We start from the raw sequence: 19,585 nt of genomic DNA, 5'->3' as shown, positions 1-19,585 counted from the left end.
ACACTGCTCAGCGTCCAAGCATAGTTAAGGCTCGCCCAGTGTGCCTTCTTCCAAAGGTTCCAGTTGTCGCTGCAATGCCTGCTCCAGTTCGACAATCGCTGCGTCGGTGGCCTCGGTGCAGCGCACGATGGTCGCCAGCGAGGTTGTCTGCAGGCAGGCTTGTTCCAGCGCATCGCAACAGGCAATCAGGCGCGAGGCCTGGGCGATCCGGGCGGCACCCTTGATCTTGTGTGCCACGACCGCCAATGCTTCACGGTCATTGTGCGGCGCCAGGGCCAGAAGCTCCTCGCGATCCAGACGGCTACTCTTTAGCAGTTGCGTGAGCAGGCGCCGGGCTTGCTGCGGATTGCCACCGGTCAACTGATTCAGGCCCTGAAGATTGAACGCCGGCCCCGGCGATGCCGGTCGCAACCCGTTGACCCAATGGTTCAGGGCGCTGAGGCTCAAGGGTTTGAACAGGCAGTCATTCATGCCAGCCTGTTCGCAGCGCTTGACCTCTTCGGGCTGGGCATTGGCCGTGAAGCCCAGCACCGTACAAGGTGCGCGGCCGGTGCGCCGTTCCTGTTGGCGGATGGCCTCCGTCAGTTCATAGCCGTTCATCACTGGCATGTTGCAGTCGGCGATGACCAGATCGAATTCGCCGGCCTGCCAGACTGCAAATGCGCTTCGCCCCTCTTCGGCAACACTGAAACGATGACCGAGGAATTCCAGCTGCTGGCACAGCAGCAGACGGTTGGCCGGATGGTCATCAACCACCAGAATGTTCAACGGTGTCGCAGACGGGGCGATCGGCTGTGCGGTTTTCGCTGCGGTGGCCTTGCACGGCAGCGTCTGCAACGGCAACGACAGGCAGACCTGGGTGCCGATCCCGGGCTGACTGCTCAACTGCAGTTGACCGCCCATCATTTCACAGAGGTTGCGGCTGATGACCAGCCCCAGGCCCGCACCGCTGCGAGCCTGTTGCCGCCCACTGTTGGCCTGGGAAAACGGTTCGAACAGGCGTTGTTGATCTTCGGTGCTGATTCCGACTCCGGTGTCGTGAATGGTCAGTTGGATCAGGGAATACACGCCCGCGTCGTTGGGGCGTACGTCCAGCGCGATGCGCACTTGTCCGCGTTCGGTGAATTTGATGGCGTTGCTGATCAGGTTCGACAGGACTTGCTTGAAGCGCAACGGATCCAGCTCCACGTCGACGGCGAGTCCGGGAGGATTGACCGTCAGGGGCAAGGCGAGGTTTTTCTGGCGGGCCAGACCGTCGAAAATTCTGACCACTGACGCCACGGTTTCGACCAGATTGACCCGCTCGGGGCTCAGACTCAGGTGCCCGGACTCGATTCGTGCGATATCGAGGATGTCGCCGATCAGGCCCAGCAGATCCTTGGCCGAACAGTAAGCGGTTTCGATGGATGAGCGATCCGGTGCCTGATCGCTCATGCGCTCGAGCGTCAGTTCGAGCATGCCGATGATGGCATTCATCGGCGTACGGATTTCGTGACTCATGGTCGCCAGAAAGGTGCTTTTGGCGCGGTTGGCGTTGTCCGCCTGCTCCTTGGCCGTGCGCAGCTCATCGAACAATTGGCGACGTTCACTGATGTCGATCCAGCCACCGATGATCCCTTGTACTTCGCCACTGGAGTCGCGGTACGGCAGGATCCAGTGATAGATCGTCAGGCGCCGGCCACCGATGTGCAGCGGACGGTCGAGCAGCAGCGGCGTCCCTTCGGCCACCACCCGTTGGTAATCCGCCTGGAAGGCCTGGGCTTCGAAGGCATTGCTCAGGGTGCCCTGCATGACACTTTTGCCGATCACGTCTTCGCGTTTGGCGTTGAAGGCTTCCAGATAGCTGTCGTTGCAGCTTTGCAGCAGACCCCGGCGGTCACGCACGTAGATCGGGTGAGGGGTGCCGTTGACCAGCGAGCGCATGAATTCGAACTGATCGTTGAGTGCGCGCTCGGCGGCCTGACGTTGCTTGATCTGTCGACGCATGTAGGCGTTCCAGAGCAGTGACAGCAACAGCAGCAGGCATGCAGCCCCGATCAGTTGGTAAAACAGGCGCTGGTATTGATGCCAATTGCTTTGCGCGGCATTGGAAAAACCGCGCCAGCGGCTATTGATGACGCCCAGTTCTTCGGGGCTGATGCTCAGCAGCGCTTTGTCGAGGATCGAGCTCAGCTCGCGGTTGTCACGCGCCGTGGCCAGCGAGAAGGCGGCCTGGCGAGTGCCCAGGGTCGTGGTGATCTGCAACTGATGTTCGAAGATCCGCGACGAGATCAGGTAATTGGCGATGACCAGTGAGGTGACCGCGCCATCGGCCCTGCCTTCAGCGAGCAATGTCGCGGCGCCGAAGGTGTCCGAGGTTTCGGTGAGACGGATATCGGGAAACTCGCGGCGCAGGTAATCGGTCATGGGGCTGCCCTGGGCAATCGCCAGGTATTTGCCCCTGAGCTGAGCCGGATGCGTCGGGCTGTCAGGGGATTTGCGGGTCAGCAGAACGAAGGAGTTTTCCAGATAGGGGCGACTGAATTGCAGGGTTTTTTCCCGCTGCGGGCTGGGAAGCAGCGCCGCGATCAGATCGGCCCGATGCTGATTGATCTGCTCCACCATGTCGCCGTCGCTGCGGCTGCGCACCAGTTCGAAGCGCATGCCGGTGCGCAAGCGCAGCAGCTCAAGCAGGTCTGCGGTAATGCCGCGCAGATTGCCATCGCTGTCGAAGAACGTCAGCGGGGCGAACGCTTCGTTCACCACCACACGCAGCACCGGATGCTGTTTGAGCCACTGCTCTTCATGATGGGTCAATTGCAGCTTCTGGTCGGTCAGCAGAATGTCGCTGCCGGCGCTCCAGCGCTTGGCGATGCTGTCCCGTTCACTGGTCGGTATGGCCTGTAGGATGGCGTTGATGATGGCCAGCAGTTGTGGGTTTTTGGCGTGTACGGCAAAGCTGAAGCCGTGGGCTTCCTGTTTGCCGAAATTGGCCATGCGGATGTTGTTCAGATAGCCCTTGTTGATCATGTAGTGGGTGGAAATGGTATCGCCCAGAAACACGTCGGCCTGATCAAACGCCACCGCGTTGATTGCGTTTTGATAGGACGGATAGGAGGTCAGGATGGCTTTCGGATACAGCGCCCGGACCTCGTCCTGGGGCAGATAGTGATAGACCATGCTCAGGCGCAGACCGGCCAGTCCCTGGGTGAGCGTGCGGGTTTCGTCTTCACGGGTGACCAGTACCGGCTGATCGATGGCGTAGGGCGTTGAAAGCAGGATATCCGCGTCACTGGCTTCGAAACCGTTGGCGGTACCGAGCATGTCGACCTGACCGGCTTTCAATGCGCGCAAGGCGGCTTCCCTTGAGGCAAAGCGCTTGACCCGCACGGGCAGTCCGCTGGCCTGTTCGAGGAGGCCGGCGTAATCGGCGGTAAAACCTTCGTAATCGCGACCGCTGGCCGTCATGTCGAACGGCGGATAATCCGGCGCGGAAGTGCCCAGTACCAGTTCGCTGCGAGTCTGTAACCATTGGCGTTGAGCCGGCTCCAGTGTCACGGACAGCGCTTCATGACCCGAACGGCTGCGCAGCACATACTCTTGCGCCGTGACCAGGTCGGCATGGCTCTGAGTCGTCAGGCACAGGCTCGCACACAAGAGGGCAAGATAGATCTTTAAACGACTGGGCATTCGGGTTCTCACACTAGTGCGTTGCGTTTGGCCATCTCGATAAGTTCCACCAGAGACCTGGCTTTCAGTTTCTGCATCAGGCGTTTTTTATAAGTGCTGACAGTCTTGTTGCTGAGAAACATGCCCTTGGCAATTTCCTTGTTGGTGCGCCCTTGGGCAAATAACTGCAGAACCATGAGTTCCCGGTCATTGACGGACTTGAATAACTCCAGTTCGGCATAACGCACATCATCGCTGCGCACCGGATTCAATGCCTGGCTGGGGAAATAGTTGTAACCGGAAAGTACCGCCTTGATGGCACTGACCAGTTCGCTCAAGTCTTCTTCCTTGCACACATAACCGGATGCACCGGACTGCATGCAGCGAATGCCGAACAGGGTCGGGCATTGTGCGGTCAGCACCAGGGTCTTGAGCGGAGTCCCCATGGCGTTGAATCGGGCGAGGACTTCCAGGCCGTCGAGTTTGGGAATGCTGATATCAAGGATGATCAGGTCGGGCATGCATTCGCGGACCATCTGCATGGCATCGACCCCGTTATCGGTTTCGCCGACGACCTTGTAACCTTCATGCTCGAGCAGCATCCGAACGGCAAGCCGGATGACGGGGTGATCATCGACAATAAAAACGGAGTTCATAATCAAATCCCATACGTGCGCGAATAAAGCGCGCACCTTAGCTCAGATAAATGAGCGGCCGCATGAACTCCCACGGCTCTAGCAGCAATATAGGATAAGTCCTACACACTAAAGGGAAAGCGACTACGATCAAACTCAGTGTCGCGTAAGGAAGTGTTTAGGTTATTTGTTTATCTGAATGTTGTAAGTTGCTTGTAGAGTATTGAACAGGCAGGATTTGTCCGGGTTTTTTGAGTGTTAAACAAATGACCTGTGGAAGTCACAAGTATCGCGCACCGTAGCGCCGGTTCAATGGACCACGCGCTCAACCGGGCAGTCATGGCGACCCGGTGAGCGCGGTGTTCTGTCAGTGGCTGGAGCGTCCGGTCATCTCCAGCGCCATGTCGCTGGCGTAGCTGTCGGTCATCCCGGCGATGAAGTCGATCATGCGCAGAAACGAGGTGTGCAACGGGCCATGGGGATCCGGCGCATTGTTGCCCAGCAGATCGAGGATGCGTCGGCTTTTGAACGACGGCGTGCGTCCGCCATGTTGCTCCAGCGCGGCGCCGCAGAACGCGTTGAGGAGAATTTCCAGGGTGGTGTAGGCGCCGATTTCATGCAGCGTCTTTCGCTTGTCCTGAAAAATCTTCTTGCGCGCAATGTCCTTGGCGTTCAGCACGCAGCGTTTGGCCGGGCCGTGCATGTGTTCCACCAGGTCGCCGTGCAGAGTGCCTGCCAGCAATGCGTCCTGTTGTTCGACGAACGCCCTGGCGGCGGCGTTGGTCAAGTGCTCAATGGCCTTGCCGCGCAGGATCGCCAGTTTGCGTCGACGCGAATCCTGCGGGCCGAGCTGGCGATAGGTTTCCGGCAGATCGTCTCCCACCAGGCCGAGCAGCAGCGATTCAACCTCCGCGTACTCCAGCAGTTCCATTTCCAGGCCGTCTTCGAGGTCGATCAGCGCATAGCAAATGTCGTCAGCCGCTTCCATCAGGTATACCAGCGGGTGCCGCGCCCAGCGTTGGTCTTCCAGTTGTGGCAGGCCGAGCTTGTGGGCGATCTGCTCCAGCAGTGGCAGTTCGCTCTGATAACAGCCGAACTTGTGCTTCTTGTAGCCCAGCGAGTCGGCGTGACGTGCGGTCCACGGATACTTCAGATACGTGCCGAGGGTGGCGTAAGTGAGGCGGGTGCCACCGTCGAACTGGTGATACTCAAGCTGAGTCAGCACCCGAAAGCCCTGCGCATTGCCTTCGAAATTGAGGAAGTCACCGCGCTCGGCTTCGCTCATGCCGTCGAGCCAGCCGCGCCCGGCGGCTTGCTGGAACCAGTGACGAATGGCGTCTTCACCGGAGTGGCCGAACGGCGGGTTGCCGATGTCATGGGCCAGGCAGGCCGATTGCACGACCATGCCCAGATCGCTCGGGTCGCACCAGTCGGGCAGGGCGCCGCGCAAGGTTTCGCCGACGCGCATGCCCAGCGAGCGGCCGACGCAGCTGACTTCCAGCGAGTGGGTCAGACGGGTGTGGATATGGTCGTTACTCGATACCGGATGCACCTGGGTCTTGCGCCCCAGACGGCGGAAGGCGCCGGAGAAGATGATGCGGTCGTGGTCTTTGTGGAACGGGCTGCGGCCCAGCTCTTGCGGGCTGTGCAGCGGTTTTCCAAGGCGTTCGCGGTTGAGCAGGGTCTGCCAATCCAAGGCTGGTTCTCTCCGTCGGTGACTGGGATGACTGTTGCCCTAGCTTCCCGGTTCAGGCTCGCACCTGCAAGCGGAACTACAGGCCCGCAGCATCAATATCGATCAGCAGCAGGCGCTCGCCGTTATCGAAGAACTGTCCGGCGGTCAGGCAATACTGGTTGCTCGTGGCGTCGCGGTAGGTGCTGGACAGCGTCAGGCGACGTTCCTCCCAGCCTTCGGCGAGCAAATGATAGAAGTACGGACGCCATGACCAGTTGTGGCCCAGGTAGCGGTTATCGGCGACCCAGCCGTTGTTGCGCCATTCAAGGTTAGGCGTGAGTTGGGTGCCATGCCGGTCACATTGGTAGAACCGCAGCAACCACGGAAAGGCTTCGAGTTGCGGCAGCGCACTGAGCGGTGCGTGGGCCTGAGCCCAGGCCTGGAGAATCGCCATCAGTTCGCTGAGCTGGTGACGCATTTGCATCAGGCGCCCGCGTTCGGCCAGTTTCTGCCGCACGTAACGCTGGCGCAATTCAGCGAAGCGCTGCACGAAGGCATCCGTTGGATAGAACGCCTCCTGCGCCCGGGCAAACAGGAAGCCCTGAACGTAGCGCGAACCGCATTCCAGAGCGAAATTGAGCTGGGCCTCGGTTTCCACACCTTCGGCAATGATCCAGCAGCCGGTCTTCTCGGCCATTTGCGCCAGTGCTTTGACCACGTCACTGCTCGGCCCGCCGAGTGCGGCAGCCTGGAACAGGCGCATGTCGAGTTTGAGGATGTCCGGCTGCAAGGCCAGCACCCGATCGAGCTGCGAATAACCGGCGCCGAAATCATCAATCGCAATCCGCGCTCCCGCGTCGCGATAACGCGCCACCACTTCGGCCAGACGCTGACTGTTGCCGCCCAGCTCAGTGATCTCGAACACGATGCGTTGCGGGTCGACGTCGTGTCGCACCATTTGCTTGAGGCTGGGCAACGGCTGATCGGCGCGCAGGCGACTGATCCAGCGCGGCGACATGTTCAGGCTGAGAAACCACTCGGCGGGGGCTTCATGCAGTCGGCTCAGGGCGTTGTCGCGGATCTGTCGGTCGAGGCGGCGCAGGGCGATGGCGGGTGTGCGCGGGTCGGCGAACAACGGCCCGACCGAGGCCAGTTGGCCATCGGACTGGCGCAGGCGACCCAATGCTTCGACGCCTGCAATACGCCCGGTGGCGGTATCGATGAAAGGTTGAAAGCAGGCGAGCGGTTGCCCGTCGATCACGGGGCCTCCTTAGTCGTTCTTGTTCTGGGTGAACCCCGCCGACCGGGTAGGCGCGCGGGATTGAACCTCCGGGTAAAGAGGTTCATCCCGCAGATATTGCAAGAATGCAGCCAGATGCGCCGGCTCAGCGTTTGCCCGAGCTCTGCATCACCAGTCTGATCAGCGGCCCGAGGCTGGTGCCCAGCCGTATCAGCCGGGTCAGCCCGCCGACACCGCCGTTTTTTGCGCCTTTGCCGGTGATGAAGCCCAGCAGGGTGACGGCGGCCACGCCCCAAAGCGGCGCGTGCTTGATGCCGAAGCCGCCTTGCAGGTTTTGCGTCATCCCGCGCATGCGCTGCAAGGGTTGCAGCACTTGCCCGGCTTCATGGCGGATTTCCTGCCGGTGCATTTCCATACGCAGGCGGATCAGTGCCTTGCGCATTTCCCGGCGCGAGCTGTTGTGTGGCAGTTCAGGCAAGCTCATGGCAGCAGGCGCTCCCGATCGTTGGCCAACTCTTCCAGCGTGCCGTGGAAGGGCGAGGATTCATCAAAGACGGCTGCTTTGAGGCGTAGCCCACAGAAAGCGGCGGCCAAGGTGTAGAACACGCACAGGCCGATGATTGCCGCCAGGCGATAAGTGTCCCAGAACACGATCAGCACCAGCGTCGACAGACCGACCAGCAACAGCAGGGCAAACACCAGCGCCAGGCCTGCGAACAGCAACAGGCTGACGGTGCGTGCTTTCTGCTCCTGCAATTCGATGCCGAACAGTTCGACATGGCTGTGCAGCAAGCCGAGAACAGCGGCGCCCAGACGCCGCGTGGAGGATGAAGTGCCCGACCCCAGGCCGGATTCGCCGATCGACATGATCAGCGCCGAGTGGCCAGCAGGCCAATCAGAAAGCCCACCCCGGCAGCGATGCCCACCGACTGCCAGGGATTGGCCGACACGTAGTCTTCGGTCGCGGTGACGGCCGCCTGACCGCGATCGCGCAGGGTGTCTTCGGTCAGCTTCAGGGTTTCACGGGCGCGCAACAGGCTGTCGTGGATCTGCTCACGCAGCTCATCGGCCTGATCGCCCGCCAGCGTCGCGGTGTGTTCGAGCAACCGCTCGGTGTCGGCGACCAGAGTCTGGAAGTCGTTCATCAGGATTTCTTGAGCGGTCTTTGCCTTGATGCTGGCCATGGGTGGATCTCCGTAAGTGACGTCTGAAGCGTTCGAGTATGAGCCTTGCGCGAAGGTTCAGTACAAATGACTGGTACAGCTTTTGCTATGTCCTGGTGCGTTGTGCCGCGCTCGTGCGCTGTTGGCGGGCGTACATGCAGCAAAACCTTAACTCAAATAATCCTGGTTCGTGTCAGGACATCGACCTTGTGCGCCAAAGCGGTTCACTGCAGCGTCACTGCGGTGCCTGGCCGGGCACAACTTGGTGCATGAATTGTCCGCGCGAACCGCTTTGGTGCCTTTTTAGCCTTCAGGTCTGCCTCTTTATGGAAAATCTGCAAAGCGCTGTGGACACGCTGGTCCACAGTTCCAACACGTTGTTCATTCTGATCGGTGCGGTGATGGTGCTGGCGATGCACGCCGGTTTCGCCTTCCTTGAAGTCGGCACGGTGCGCCAGAAAAATCAGGTCAATGCACTGTCCAAGATCCTCAGTGACTTTGCCGTTTCGACGCTGGCCTATTTCTTTATAGGCTATTGGATCTCCTATGGGGTGACCTTCATGCAGCCGGCGGCGGTGCTGAGTGCAGATCACGGTTATGGTCTGGTGAAGTTTTTCTTCCTGCTGACCTTCGCCGCGGCGATTCCGGCGATCATCTCCGGCGGGATTGCCGAGCGTGCGCGATTCGTTCCGCAGTTGTGTGCGACAGCGCTGATCGTGGCGTTCATCTACCCGTTTTTCGAGGGCATGATCTGGAACGGCAACTACGGTCTGCAAGCCTGGCTGACGGCGCGCTTTGGCGCGGCGTTCCATGACTTCGCCGGTTCCGTGGTGGTGCACGCCATGGGTGGCTGGCTGGCACTGGCAGCGGTTTTGCTGCTCGGTCCGCGAAACGGACGTTATCGCGATGGGCGCCTGGTGGCATTCGCGCCGTCGAGCATTCCGTTTCTGGCGCTGGGTTCGTGGATTCTCATCGTCGGCTGGTTCGGCTTCAACGTGATGAGCGCGCAGACCTTGCAGGGCGTCAGCGGTCTGGTGGCGGTCAACTCGTTGATGGCCATGGTCGGCGGCACCGTGGCGGCACTGATCGCCGGGCGCAATGACCCAGGCTTCCTGCACAACGGCCCGCTGGCCGGGCTGGTAGCCGTCTGCGCCGGTTCCGACCTGATGCATCCGGTAGGCGCGCTGGTAACTGGCGCACTGGCCGGTGCCTTGTTCGTCTGGTGCTTTACCGCCGCGCAAGTCAAATGGCGCATCGACGACGTCCTCGGCGTGTGGCCGTTGCACGGTCTGTGCGGCGTGTGGGGCGGGATCGCCTGCGGAATCTTCGGCCAGACTGCGCTGGGGGGGCTTGGCGGCGTCAGCCTGATCAGTCAGTTGATCGGCAGCGCGCTGGGTGTGCTGGTGGCACTGATCGGCGGATTCGCCGTCTACGGCGTGATCAAGGCCTTGCACGGCCTGCGCCTGAGTCAGGAACAAGAGTATTACGGCGCCGACCTGTCGCTGCACAAGATCGGCGCGGTGAGCCAGGACTAGGCTTCCTCGTCTTCCGCGCCGGGATAGAAGCCGTGCAGCAGACGATAGCGATCAATGCGCACCTGATCGATTTTCTCCTGCACCTTATGCGCCGGCAGGCCGAGCATGACCAAGGCGTGGGAGGCGAGCATCAGGCTCGATTCCAATAGCTCCGGCACCACTTCGCTGGCGCCGGCGGCTTTGAGTTCAGCCCATTGGCTGTCGTCGCGGGTGCGCACCAGAATCGGTATCCGCGCATTGAGCCGGCGCGCTTCCTTGAGAATTTGCAGGCTGACATCGCTCTGATCCACGGCGATCACCAGCAGCCGGGCGCGCAACAGTCCGACGGCGGTCAGCAGGTCGCCGCGCGCAGAATCGCCGTAATGCACCTCGCTTTCGCCGGCTGTGGCTTCCTGCACACGCACCGGATCGTTATCCAGCGCGATATAAGGCTGATTGGCATTGCGCATGAAGCGGCCGATGGATTGACCGACACGGCCGTAACCGCAGATCACCACATGTTGATCCAGCCCGGCATTGAGGGCGCTGATTTCCTCGATTTGCGCCTCCTGGTTCGGCTTGCGGTGCAGGCGCGCGGCCATTTGCGGCGCGGCGCGCAATAGCAGAGGCGTCAGCAGCATCGAGCAGAAGGTTGCCGCCAGCAGCAGGGCGCCCAGCTCGGCAGGCAGCATCTGGTTTTGCTGCATTTGCGCCATTAACGCGAAGCAGAATTCCCCACCCTGCGCCAGGGCCAGGCCGCTGCGCCAGGCGGTTTCGTGATCACTGCCGCGCCATTTCACCAAGAGCGCGACGACCGTGCCCTTGATCAGCATCAGGCCGAGGGTCAGGCCGAGAATCAACACACTGTGACTGACGAACAGTTGCAGGTCGATCAGCATGCCGATGCTGACGAAAAACACCCCGAGCAGAATGTCGCGAAACGGCCGGATGTCAGCTTCGATCTGATGGCGGTAGTGGCTTTCGCCGAGCAGCATCCCGGCCAGAAATGCGCCAAGGGCAGGGGACAGACCGAGCAGGTGTGTCAGCCATGCGGTCAACAGCACAATCACCAGCGCCAGCAGCACGAACAATTCCGCCGAACGCGAGGCCGCCACTTCATGAAACAGACGTGGCAGCAACCAGCGGCTGGCCAGCAACAGACCGAAAAACAGCACCACAGTCTTCACCAATGTCAGCGGCAAGGCCCAGTACCAGGCTTGCGCGCTGCTTCCGGCGAACACTGGCACCAAGGTCAGTAGCAATACCGCGACCACGTCCTGAAACAGCAAGACCCCGACCGCGTTCTGCCCGTGACTGCTGAAGACTTCGCCCAGACTGCCCAACTCCTTGGTGACAATCGCCGTCGACGACAACGACAACCCGGCGCCGAGCAACAGGGCCGGGGCCAGCGGCATGCCCAACAGGAGCAGCACCAGCCCGAGCAATCCAGTGCTGAGCAATACCTGCTGGCTGCCCAGGCGGAACACCACCTGACGCAGCGCGATCATCTTCGACAGGGAAAACTCCAGGCCCAGCGAGAACAGCAGAAACACCACCCCCAGTTCGGCCACATCTGGGAGATGTTCGCTCTCGTTCACCCAGTTGAAAGCGGTCGGCCCCACCATCAGGCCCACGCAAAGATAGCCCAGCACCGGCGGCAAGCGCAGGCGGCGGAACAGGGCAATCATCACCAGGGATGAGGCGAGGATGATCAACAGGTTGGCAAACACAAGACACTCCGATGTCAGGCTCAGGCTTCTCAAGCGTAGAGGCAAAAAGCGCGGAAGCATCGCCTGATTGGCTTTTCCGTGGACTGATTTGCATCAGGGTTTTGCATGTTTGCTGCGGTGCGCCGGCCATCTGGCTGCGCCGGCTCGACGGGTTTTCGAGGCGGGCCTAGAATAAACGCTCATTTTTTCGGTTGAGCGATCATGCTTCCTGAATGTCAGTTGTTCGGCACCTTGGGATGCCATCTGTGCGAGGTGGCAGAAGCCGAGTTGATGCCGTTTGTCGAGCACGGTCTGCTGGTGGAACTGGTGGATATTGCAGAGGATGAATCCTGGTTTGAGGCTTACAGCCTGCGGATCCCTGTATTGCGCCGAGTGGATACTGGCGCAGAACTGAATTGGCCGTTCAGTGCCGATCAGGTGGTGGCATTCCTGCGCTGAGCGATTTGTCATCCGCTGGTCGCGAGCGACCCTCCTCCCGTTGGCGCTCTGCGGATTATTCGTTTACTGTATGCGCATACAGTAATTGGGTTGACCTGCTGCTTGTGAAGTCTTGAGCAGGTGAATCCGGCAGTCAGAGGGACGAACCGTGGTCAATGTCGAACAGTTGAAGAACAGCGTGAACCGGATGTCGGTTGACGTGGTGCGCGAGGCGGTCCTCGAGTTGCGCCTGGACGGGCTGGTCACGGAGGGCAAGACGCCGTTCAACAAACTGCACTTCAACACCTGCTTTGCCGAGATCGAAGCGCTGTTTCAGCGTGCCGGTTATCACAAGCAACTGGATGTGGTCGGTTATCAGGGGTTGTTGTACGCCTTGTATGACCCGGGACGCTGGGAGGCGGTCGATGTGTTGCGCTGGCTCAAGGAGTTCACCGAAGCGGCGGCACTCAAGTCGATTCCGGCCTGAGGCGGGCCGCAGATTGCGCACTAGGTTCGTTTCGCTCAGTGTTGGATAATGCCGGCCTGCATTGAGGGTTCGAATTTCCGTATGTCCACACCAACGTTTTCTGCTGCGCAGAATCAGGCCAGCACCCTTTACCTTCCTCCGGGGGCCTGGGCGACCGTCCTTGACTGCCTGTGTGAGCATTTCAGCGCGATCAGTCGCGAGCAATGGTTGGACCGGATCGTCCGGGGGCGGGTGCTGGACGGTCAGGGTCAGCCGATTGCGCTGGATCTGCCGTACAAGGAAGGGCTGCGCATTCATTACTTCCGTGAAGTGCCGGATGAAAAGCCGATTCCAGTGGTCGAGTCGATCCTGTATGCGGATGAACATCTGGTGGTAGCGGACAAACCGCATTTTCTGCCGGTGACACCGGCCGGTGAGTATGTCGAGCAGACGTTGCTGCGCCGCCTGATCCGCCGCCTGGACAACCCCCATCTGGTGCCATTGCACCGCATCGACCGGCACACTGCCGGGCTGGTGATCTTCTCGGCCAACCCACAAACCCGCTCGGCTTATCAGTCGCTGTTTCCGACCCGGCAGATCGATAAACGCTATGAGGCGATTGCCCGTGCGCTGCCGGAGCTGGAGTTTCCCCTGGTGCACAAAAGTCGCTTGATAGACGGCGAACCGTTCTTCCGCATGCAGGAAGGCCCGGGTCTGGCGAACACTGAAACGGCGGTGGAGGTCCGGGAAAAGAACGGTGATCTGTGGCGCTACGGTCTGTATCCGGTGACCGGCAAGAAGCATCAGTTGCGGGTGCACATGACTGCGCTGGGCGCAAGTATCTGCAACGATCCGTTTTATCCGCAAGTGTTGAAAGACGTTGAGGATGACTACGCCAATCCGCTCAAACTGCTGGCGCAAGGGCTGCGGTTTGTCGACCCTGTCACCGGTGAGACGCGCGAGTTCGAGAGCCAGATCACCCTGCAGTGGTGACACCATTTACTTTTACGTACCCATGAAAAAGCCCGCATCAATGCGGGCTTTTCTGTATCCGGTGTCGACGTAAAGATTACAGCTCTTTAACGGTACGAACCTGATCCTTGTTGATGCGGGTCTCTTTGCCGTCCAGCTGCTTGAACTCGTAGAAGCCCGAATCTTCGTCATATTTCGGGGTGTCGACGGCCTGGATTTCGCGACCGTCATTCAAGGTGATCACTGTTGGCGACGAGCAACCAGCGAGCGTTGCCAGGCCCAGTGCGAGCATGAAAGTGGCGAGGGTCCGTTGAGTCATGAGTGTGTCTCCGAATGGGAATACTTTTGGTTACTGAGCTTGAGACGTATACAAGGCGTGAGAGTTCCTTGAATGCTGTCAGTCTGACACAGTGTTATGCGCATTTAACAGTTCGGGGGTATTCAGGTTGGCCAGTCGCGGGTCGTTGTCCGGGCATTGCAGGGCCGTTGCGCCGAGGTTGCGCATGACCCGGCCGGGGCTGCGTTCTCCGGCGTTCCAGGCGGTTTCGAACGCGGGCAGCCGGGCCACCGGAATCACGCACAGCAGGGGCTCCCAATGGTCGTCATGGCGCAACATTAAAGGTTTGTCAGGAAACTGGCCGGCAGTTGCACGCATGTCGTGCAGCAGCGCTGCGTCGATGCGCGGCACATCGCAGGGCAAGACCAGCAGATGGGGCAAGCGCGCAGCCTTGAGCCCCGCGAGGATGCCGGCCAAGGGGCCTGGAAAGTCCTCTTCTTCATCACTCACCAGTTGGTCGGCGTAGGCAGCATAACGCTCGCGATTGCGATTGCAGGAGATGATCAGATCGTCAGTCAGCGGTCGCACCTTGCGCTGCAAATGCGCAATCAGCGCTTCACCCTGCCATTCGACCAGCCCTTTGTCCTGGCCGCCCATGCGCTGGCCGCGTCCGCCTGCCAAGAGCAGAATGGAGCAGGGGGGCAATGGCGTATTCGGGGTCATGGCAGCTCTCCAGCAGGGCGGCGAAAAATTCAGGCGCTGTGATATAACACCGGGCTGTTTCTCCTACAACTGGACGAGCCTAATGAAAGCCAAGGCCGATGTACCTTTCGCACCGCTGAATATTGCGGTGCTGACTGTCAGCGATACCCGAACCCTGGACACCGACACCTCAGGCCAGGTCTTTGTCGACCGCCTGACTGCTGCCGGCCACCGTCTGGCCGAACGGGTCCTGCTCAAAGATGACCTGTACAAGATCCGCGCGCAAGTTGCCCACTGGATTGCCGAGGACGTGGTGCAGGTTGTATTGATTACCGGCGGCACCGGCTTCACCGGGCGTGACAGCACGCCTGAAGCCGTGGCTTGTCTGCTCGACAAGCAGGTTGACGGGTTTGGTGAGTTGTTCCGACAGATTTCGGTGGCTGATATCGGTACGTCAACCGTGCAATCGCGGGCACTGGCCGGTCTGGCCAATGGCACGCTGGTATGTTGCCTGCCAGGTTCGACCAATGCGGTGCGCACCGGGTGGGACGGCATTCTCGCCGAACAGCTGGATTCGCGGCATCGGCCATGCAACTTCGTTCCTCACCTGAAACAGGCGGCGCCTTGTGAATCCCGTGGGTAAGCCGGGCAAGACCGGCAGCCTGATGCCCGTCGAGGAAGCGCTGGCTCGCCTGCTGCAAATGGCCGAGGCCACGCCGATTGTCGAGCGCGAGTTTCTGCCATTGGCGCAGGTCGAGGGGCGAGTGCTGGCCGAAGACCTGGTTTCGACGCTAGACCTGCCGCCTTGGCCAAACAGTGCCATGGATGGTTATGCCTTGAGGCTGGCGGATTGGACCGGCGCACCGCTGCCGGTCAGCCAGAAGGTTTTCGCCGGGCAAGCGCCTGCCCCCTTGAAGCCCGGCACCTGCGCGCGGATCTTCACCGGTGCGCCGGTGCCTGCTGGTGCCGACTGTGTGGAAATGCAGGAGAACGCCGAAGTCCAAGCCGACGGCAGTGTGCGCTTCGTTGAAATCATGAGCCTCGGCCAGAACATTCGTCCACAAGGCCAGGAAACCACCGTGGGTGAGTTGATCCTGGCGGCAGGCACAAGGCTGGGACCGATCGAACAAGGTCTCGCGGCATCGCTGGGATGTGACGGGCTGAATGTGGTGCGCAAGGTCCGAGTGGCGGTGCTGTCCACCGGCGATGAACTGGTTGAGCCGGGCCAGCCGCTGGGGCCGGGGCAGATTTACAACAGTAATCGGGTGGTGTTGTGCAGTTGGTTGCAGCGATTGGGCTGTGAGGTGATCGACGCGGGCATTCTGCCGGACGATCTGGACACCACCCGAGCGCGTCTGGGCGACTTGCAGGATGTCGACCTGATTCTTTCAACCGGCGGGGTTTCGGTCGGGGAAGCAGATTTTCTGGGTGTTGCATTGAGGGAAGAGGGCGAGCTGGCATTGTGGAAACTGGCAATCAAGCCAGGCAAGCCGCTGACGTTCGGCCATTTTCGCAACGTGCCAGTCATTGGCCTGCCCGGAAACCCCGCTTCGACGCTGGTGACGTTTGCCTTGCTGACGCGACCTTACTTGCTGCGGCGTCAAGGTGTAAGAGACGTTGTGCCGCTGAAATTTACGGTGCCAGCAGGTTTCGTCTGGCCTGTGGCCGGCCATCGGCGTGAATACCTGCGTGGTCGACTCGAGCAAGGACGGGCCATCATTTATCGCAATCAAAGCTCTGGTGTGTTGCGCAGCGCCGCCTGGGCGGATGGCCTGGTAGAAGTGCTGGAGGGCCACACGCTCGTAGAAGGTGATGAAGTCGGGTTCATTCCCCTGAGCGACCTGCTCGACTGACTCTGATCCTCGCTGAGCCTGCCCTTGCAACTGCAGGCTCGACGCATGAAAGCGTCGATCCTGCATTCTCCCGGGTCAATTGCTCATCAGCGTGACCAACTGATCGAAGCGACTGTTGGCAACCCAACCCAACAGTCCCATTATTACTGCCGTTGCACCTGCCGAATAGGCGAGGCGGTGCTTGATTGTTCTTACATCTGCGCGGACTTCATCCATATCCCGGCGTATGTATTTGAGGTGGGTTTCCAGTTCGGTCACGCGCGGCTCCATTTGTGCTTCTCCAGCGGTTCTGGCGCTCTTTTTGAAATCGGATTTGTGACTGCTGCGACTTTCGTTGAGAGGGGCAATCGGACGGGTTGAAACTCTGGCTTCATGGCTGGACATGGACATATCCGTCAGCTGTTTTCACTGTCAGCGCGCTGGCCTTTCCGTCATTCGAACTGTCACCAGCTCCGAGGGGGTATCCACTCATTCCCTGCACATCCTTGTGTTGTTAAAAAAACGAAAATTGATACTGCCTGTACAAGGTGTATCAAGGATCGAGTCCGGTCAATTGAGCCGATTCCTTACCTGTTGTAAGAAAAAATACCGCTGTGTAGGACGTGACAAGCCGGGCGCTTGAATTAAATGGTGCTCCGATGGCTTTTTTGCCTGTGCCGGTGGTCAAGATGTTTCATACCGATTCAATTGTGGGGAGTGACCGTTATGAGTGAACGCAGGGCGCTGTTGATTCTGCATGGCAAGCAGGCACTCAATGAGGCGGTTCGCGCCGCTGTCGAAGCAAAGCGAAAGCAGGGATGGGAGTTGGCAGTACGCCTGACCTGGGAGGCCGGTGACGCTCAGCGTCTGGTGGAAGAAGCTTTGGCGGGTGGCTACTCGCAGATCATTGCGGGAGGCGGGGATGGGACATTGCGCGATATCGCTGAAGCCCTTGCCAGGCATCCGCACAAGGCCAGTCTGGTGCTGTTACCGCTGGGCACGGCCAACGACTTTTCCCGTGCGGCGGGGATTCCGCTGGAGCCGGCCGAGGCGCTTGAGCTTCTCGATGTACCGCCGCGCGACATTGACCTGGGCGCAGTCGGCGAGCAGATTTTCCTCAACATGGCGACCGGTGGTTTCGGCAGCCAGGTTACAGCCAATACCTCCGAGGATCTGAAAAAAGTACTCGGCGGGGCCGCCTATCTGTTCACCGGTTTATCGCGCTTCAGTGAGTTGCACGCGGCCTACGGCGAACTGCAGGGACCGGACTTTCACTGGCGTGGCGAGCTGCTGGCGCTGGGAATCGGCAATGGCCGTCAGGCGGGTGGCGGGCATGAATTGTGTCCACAGGCACTGGCGGATGATGGCCTGTTGGACATCAGCATTTTGCCGGCACCGCAGGAGTTGGTCGGTACGCTGAAGACCCTGCTCAGTGACGGCTTCGGCATCGACAATATGTTTGTAAGAGCCCGCCTGCCCTGGGTCGAAATCAAGGTCGCCGAGGGCTTGAGCATCAATCTTGACGGTGAGCCGCTTGAAGGCGACAGCCTGCGCTTCGAGGCGCGCCCTGCGGCCTTGCGGGTGCATTTGCCCGAGCATTCGCCGCTATTGGGCGGTGCCGGGTCGATCAGTCGTCAAGACTGATGATCTGTTCGCGCACGGCGAACAGGACCAGACCCGCCACGTCGTAGATCTGCAGGCGTTTCATGATCTGCGAGCGGTGGGTTTCGACGGTCTTGATGCTCAGGCCCAAGCCGTTGGCGATCTCCCGAGTGGATTTGCCGCGCACGATCAACCGCAGGATTTCCAGTTGACGGGCTGTCAGGTTGTGCGAATCGGCGACCTCCGGCGGGTTTTTCTGCGTACGGGTCAGGGCCTGGTTGATCACGGTGTGGGCGATCGCCGGGCTCAGGTAACGTTCGTTGTTACGCAGGGCTTCGAGGGCATGTTCAAGTTCGGTGGCCGTGGTGTCCTTGAGCAAATAACCGTGCGCTCCGGATTCCAGTGCCTGCATGATCAGCGCCGGATCGGTGTGCATCGACAAAATCAGCACTTTGCTCTGGGGCCGCACCCGCTTGAGCCGTTGCAGGGCTTCAAGGCCACCGGTTTCCTTCATCGAGATATCCAGCAAGACGATATCGGGCGCCAGATGCTCGACCATTTCAAGCAACTGCGAGCCATCGCTGGCTTCGCCAACGACGGCGTAACCGGGAATGTCGAGCACCAGAGCGCGCACGCCGGCTCTGATCAGCGAGTGGTCATCCACCAGAAGTAAGTTACAAGTCAACGCATAACCTTATTCGTACTGGCCCGCTCGAGTGCACGGGGCGCCCAGGGGAATAGTGCTTCGATTTGAGTGCCTTTGCCCGGCTCGCTGATGACGTTCAGCGTGCCGCCCAATTGTTCGATCCTCTCGGCCATCCCGGCCATTCCACGCTGTCCTTCCCGACCCGGATCTGCAGCAGGCGCGAAGCCTTGGCCATCGTCGCTGATCAACAACGTCAGCCCTTGTGGCAGGCGCTGCACACGGATCAACAGGTTGCTGGCCTGCGCGTGGCGCAGAATGTTGGTCACCGCTTCCTGGGTGATGCGAAAGGCGGCGACCGCCATTTCTTCCGGAATGCCGTTGAGTCGCTGCTGGCAATCGAGGCTCCAGTGCACCGATGTGTTGGCCAGAGTCTTGAGCAAGTGCGCACGCAGGCTGGCTTCCAGTCCGAGGCTGGTCAACTGGCGCGGGTTGAGAATGGCTGAGACGTCGCGCACCTTGTTGAGGGTTTCTTCGAGGGTGTCGCAGAGTGTCGAGCATTGCTCTTGCAAGTCGGTTGGCAAACGTCTTTTCAGCCATTCACTTTGCAGTTTGGCTGCTGTCAGTAACTGACCGATGTCGTCATGCAGTTCACGGCTGAGGCGGTGGCGTTCGTTTTCCTGGACTTCCAGCAAGCGGTCGGCGAGTTCCTGGGGCTGGAACTTGATCGATTTGCGCGACAGCCGATATTGCACCCAGACACAAGCAGTGGCGGCCATGTTCAACAGCAGCAGTCCCAGCGAAAGCGGTGCTGACAAACCGTAGGTCAGCAGGCAGCCGGCGGTGGCAGTGACACACAATATGAGTGTGAACCGGCGTGCATTTTCCCGGGACGGTGGCCATGTGGTGATTGACTTGAGGCTGGCGTACATATCGGATGGAGCCAATGGATATTCGCTGCGGGCAGACCGGCCGTTGGCTGGCGGGTCTCTGTCTGAAAATGCTGTCAATTATGTTATTGATTTGAACGAGGTTCAGTGAACGATGTTTGACCGCCAACTTCGTTGGG

Annotated in this window: 20 protein-coding genes; 7 read left to right on the top strand and 13 right to left on the bottom strand. The window is 60.1% G+C overall.

All coding sequences use genetic code 11. From position 1 onward, the window contains the following. Positions 1-24: 24 nt before the first annotated feature. The 7 genes from ACTJKS_RS21560 to ACTJKS_RS21530 form a co-directional block, all read right to left on the bottom strand. A complete protein-coding gene (locus ACTJKS_RS21560; RefSeq protein ID WP_108183393.1) occupies positions 25-3,669 on the bottom strand; it encodes a transporter substrate-binding domain-containing protein in 3,645 nt (1,214 codons plus the stop codon). Positions 3,670-3,677: 8 nt separating this feature from the next. After that, on the bottom strand, positions 3,678-4,304 hold the full coding sequence (locus ACTJKS_RS21555) for a response regulator transcription factor (RefSeq protein WP_041069609.1): 627 nt from the start codon (positions 4,302-4,304) through the stop codon (positions 3,678-3,680). A gap of 346 nt (positions 4,305-4,650) precedes the next feature. Continuing rightward, a complete protein-coding gene (locus tag ACTJKS_RS21550) occupies positions 4,651-5,979 on the bottom strand; it encodes a deoxyguanosinetriphosphate triphosphohydrolase (RefSeq protein WP_108183392.1) in 1,329 nt (442 codons plus the stop codon). A 76-nt stretch (positions 5,980-6,055) separates the two neighbouring features. After that, positions 6,056-7,219 carry an EAL domain-containing protein gene (locus ACTJKS_RS21545; protein ID WP_108183391.1) on the bottom strand — a complete coding sequence of 388 codons (1,164 nt, stop codon included), beginning with the start codon at positions 7,217-7,219 and terminating at the stop codon, positions 6,056-6,058. Positions 7,220-7,343: 124 nt separating this feature from the next. Further along, positions 7,344-7,682 carry a hypothetical protein gene (locus ACTJKS_RS21540; protein ID WP_108183390.1) on the bottom strand — a complete coding sequence of 113 codons (339 nt, stop codon included), beginning with the start codon at positions 7,680-7,682 and terminating at the stop codon, positions 7,344-7,346. Further along, positions 7,679-8,065, bottom strand: coding sequence for a phage holin family protein (locus tag ACTJKS_RS21535; RefSeq protein ID WP_041069617.1), 387 nt, complete (start codon positions 8,063-8,065; stop codon positions 7,679-7,681). The genes ACTJKS_RS21540 and ACTJKS_RS21535 overlap by 4 nt, the downstream gene beginning before the upstream one ends. 2 nt (positions 8,066-8,067) lie before the next feature. Then, positions 8,068-8,382, bottom strand: a complete 315-nt coding sequence (locus ACTJKS_RS21530; protein ID WP_025113166.1) for a DUF883 family protein — start codon at positions 8,380-8,382, stop codon at positions 8,068-8,070. Between the two features lie 305 nt (positions 8,383-8,687). Here ACTJKS_RS21530 and ACTJKS_RS21525 point away from each other — a divergent pair, with 305 nt between their 5' ends. Then, positions 8,688-9,896: an ammonium transporter gene (locus ACTJKS_RS21525; protein WP_222018768.1), complete on the top strand. Its 1,209-nt coding sequence runs from the start codon at positions 8,688-8,690 to the stop codon at positions 9,894-9,896. Here the strand turns inward: ACTJKS_RS21525 and ACTJKS_RS21520 are convergent. Next, a complete protein-coding gene (locus ACTJKS_RS21520; RefSeq protein WP_262948458.1) occupies positions 9,893-11,605 on the bottom strand; it encodes a cation:proton antiporter in 1,713 nt (570 codons plus the stop codon). The genes ACTJKS_RS21525 and ACTJKS_RS21520 overlap by 4 nt on opposite strands. A 201-nt stretch (positions 11,606-11,806) precedes the next feature. Between ACTJKS_RS21520 and ACTJKS_RS21515 the strand changes: the two genes are divergently transcribed. The 3 genes from ACTJKS_RS21515 (at position 11,807) to ACTJKS_RS21505 (ending at position 13,481) form a co-directional block, all read left to right on the top strand. Next, positions 11,807-12,043, top strand: coding sequence for a glutaredoxin family protein (locus tag ACTJKS_RS21515; protein ID WP_041069630.1), 237 nt, complete (start codon positions 11,807-11,809; stop codon positions 12,041-12,043). Between the two features lie 148 nt (positions 12,044-12,191). Continuing rightward, positions 12,192-12,509, top strand: coding sequence for a transcriptional regulator (locus ACTJKS_RS21510; RefSeq protein WP_003226726.1), 318 nt, complete (start codon positions 12,192-12,194; stop codon positions 12,507-12,509). 81 nt (positions 12,510-12,590) lie between these two features. Further along, positions 12,591-13,481: a pseudouridine synthase gene (locus ACTJKS_RS21505; protein WP_108183386.1), complete on the top strand. Its 891-nt coding sequence runs from the start codon at positions 12,591-12,593 to the stop codon at positions 13,479-13,481. 76 nt (positions 13,482-13,557) lie between these two features. Here ACTJKS_RS21505 and ACTJKS_RS21500 read toward each other — a convergent pair whose 3' ends face one another. Continuing rightward, on the bottom strand, positions 13,558-13,779 hold the full coding sequence (locus tag ACTJKS_RS21500; protein WP_003226722.1) for a YgdI/YgdR family lipoprotein: 222 nt from the start codon (positions 13,777-13,779) through the stop codon (positions 13,558-13,560). Between the two features lie 78 nt (positions 13,780-13,857). Next, positions 13,858-14,460 (bottom strand): molybdenum cofactor guanylyltransferase MobA, encoded by a 603-nt coding sequence (gene mobA / locus ACTJKS_RS21495; protein ID WP_108183385.1) that lies wholly within the window; start codon positions 14,458-14,460, stop codon positions 13,858-13,860. Positions 14,461-14,542: 82 nt separating this feature from the next. On the opposite strand from mobA, the gene moaB reads away from it, so the two are divergent. Continuing rightward, positions 14,543-15,082, top strand: coding sequence for a molybdenum cofactor biosynthesis protein B (gene moaB / locus ACTJKS_RS21490; RefSeq protein ID WP_047295416.1), 540 nt, complete (start codon positions 14,543-14,545; stop codon positions 15,080-15,082). Then, positions 15,066-16,292 carry a molybdopterin molybdotransferase MoeA gene (locus tag ACTJKS_RS21485; protein ID WP_041069640.1) on the top strand — a complete coding sequence of 409 codons (1,227 nt, stop codon included), beginning with the start codon at positions 15,066-15,068 and terminating at the stop codon, positions 16,290-16,292. Before moaB ends, ACTJKS_RS21485 begins: the two co-directional genes overlap by 17 nt. 75 nt (positions 16,293-16,367) lie before the next feature. Here ACTJKS_RS21485 and ACTJKS_RS21480 read toward each other — a convergent pair whose 3' ends face one another. After that, positions 16,368-16,676, bottom strand: coding sequence for a hypothetical protein (locus ACTJKS_RS21480; protein ID WP_186448449.1), 309 nt, complete (start codon positions 16,674-16,676; stop codon positions 16,368-16,370). A 321-nt stretch (positions 16,677-16,997) separates the two neighbouring features. Here ACTJKS_RS21480 and yegS point away from each other — a divergent pair, with 321 nt between their 5' ends. Next, positions 16,998-17,915, top strand: coding sequence for a lipid kinase YegS (gene yegS, locus ACTJKS_RS21475; protein ID WP_108183383.1), 918 nt, complete (start codon positions 16,998-17,000; stop codon positions 17,913-17,915). On the opposite strand, the gene ACTJKS_RS21470 is transcribed toward yegS, so the two are convergent. Both ACTJKS_RS21470 and ACTJKS_RS21465 read right to left on the bottom strand, forming a co-directional pair. After that, on the bottom strand, positions 17,899-18,558 hold the full coding sequence (locus ACTJKS_RS21470; protein ID WP_047295407.1) for a response regulator: 660 nt from the start codon (positions 18,556-18,558) through the stop codon (positions 17,899-17,901). The genes yegS and ACTJKS_RS21470 overlap by 17 nt on opposite strands. Next, positions 18,555-19,448 (bottom strand): sensor histidine kinase, encoded by an 894-nt coding sequence (locus ACTJKS_RS21465; RefSeq protein ID WP_041069652.1) that lies wholly within the window; start codon positions 19,446-19,448, stop codon positions 18,555-18,557. The genes ACTJKS_RS21470 and ACTJKS_RS21465 overlap by 4 nt, the downstream gene beginning before the upstream one ends. Positions 19,449-19,585: the final 137 nt, after the last annotated feature.

This window comes from Pseudomonas sp. 22189 (assembly GCF_052045635.1).
GTDB lineage: Bacteria > Pseudomonadota > Gammaproteobacteria > Pseudomonadales > Pseudomonadaceae > Aquipseudomonas > Aquipseudomonas parakoreensis.
This window is presented reverse-complemented; position numbering and strand designations above follow the sequence as displayed.

What these genes read in the sequence shown, in the direction of transcription:
- ACTJKS_RS21560 (WP_108183393.1), bottom strand. Translation starts at nt 3,669, where the DNA reads ATGCCCAGTCGTTTAAAGATCTATCTTGCCCTCTTGTGTGCGAGCCTG.
- ACTJKS_RS21555 (WP_041069609.1), bottom strand. Translation starts at nt 4,304, where the DNA reads ATGAACTCCGTTTTTATTGTCGATGATCACCCCGTCATCCGGCTTGCC.
- ACTJKS_RS21540 (WP_108183390.1), bottom strand. Translation starts at nt 7,682, where the DNA reads ATGAGCTTGCCTGAACTGCCACACAACAGCTCGCGCCGGGAAATGCGC.
- ACTJKS_RS21535 (WP_041069617.1), bottom strand. Translation starts at nt 8,065, where the DNA reads ATGTCGATCGGCGAATCCGGCCTGGGGTCGGGCACTTCATCCTCCACG.
- ACTJKS_RS21530 (WP_025113166.1), bottom strand. Translation starts at nt 8,382, where the DNA reads ATGGCCAGCATCAAGGCAAAGACCGCTCAAGAAATCCTGATGAACGAC.
- ACTJKS_RS21525 (WP_222018768.1), top strand. Translation starts at nt 8,688, where the DNA reads ATGGAAAATCTGCAAAGCGCTGTGGACACGCTGGTCCACAGTTCCAAC.
- ACTJKS_RS21515 (WP_041069630.1), top strand. Translation starts at nt 11,807, where the DNA reads ATGCTTCCTGAATGTCAGTTGTTCGGCACCTTGGGATGCCATCTGTGC.
- ACTJKS_RS21505 (WP_108183386.1), top strand. Translation starts at nt 12,591, where the DNA reads ATGTCCACACCAACGTTTTCTGCTGCGCAGAATCAGGCCAGCACCCTT.
- ACTJKS_RS21500 (WP_003226722.1), bottom strand. Translation starts at nt 13,779, where the DNA reads ATGACTCAACGGACCCTCGCCACTTTCATGCTCGCACTGGGCCTGGCA.
- mobA (WP_108183385.1), bottom strand. Translation starts at nt 14,460, where the DNA reads ATGACCCCGAATACGCCATTGCCCCCCTGCTCCATTCTGCTCTTGGCA.
- moaB (WP_047295416.1), top strand. Translation starts at nt 14,543, where the DNA reads ATGAAAGCCAAGGCCGATGTACCTTTCGCACCGCTGAATATTGCGGTG.
- ACTJKS_RS21480 (WP_186448449.1), bottom strand. Translation starts at nt 16,676, where the DNA reads ATGTCCAGCCATGAAGCCAGAGTTTCAACCCGTCCGATTGCCCCTCTC.
- yegS (WP_108183383.1), top strand. Translation starts at nt 16,998, where the DNA reads ATGAGTGAACGCAGGGCGCTGTTGATTCTGCATGGCAAGCAGGCACTC.
- ACTJKS_RS21465 (WP_041069652.1), bottom strand. Translation starts at nt 19,448, where the DNA reads ATGTACGCCAGCCTCAAGTCAATCACCACATGGCCACCGTCCCGGGAA.